General features: G+C 39.4%; 1 protein-coding gene. It reads left to right on the plus strand.

What is annotated here, in order from left to right:
* The coding region (locus tag IQR33_RS03375) for a hypothetical protein (protein ID WP_193843519.1) at window positions 1–289 on the plus strand (289 nt) is incomplete at both ends.

Here is a 289-nt window from a genome sequence, read left to right on the forward strand (position 1 = left end):
TTGGTAGTCGTAGTAGCTCTAGTTCACACTTCTTTAACGACTTAACATACGACACTAGAGAACAACTTCCTTGGGCCTTAGGTGGTATCATTGACAAGGACAAAGTGGCACATCCAGCTTATGGTAAAAAATTCCTTATTTCGGATGGCCATATTCAAGGTGTGGAAGAAGGATACAACTACCTTACCGTCTTAATGACAGAAGACTTTTCAAAGTCAATCACACAAGTTCGAGCGACTATCAGAGATGATTTGGGATATACCGATCATACTCATACAAAAGTCATTAA

Source organism: Vibrio sp. OPT46 (genome assembly GCF_015163535.1).
Classification (GTDB): domain Bacteria; phylum Pseudomonadota; class Gammaproteobacteria; order Enterobacterales; family Vibrionaceae; genus Vibrio; species Vibrio alginolyticus.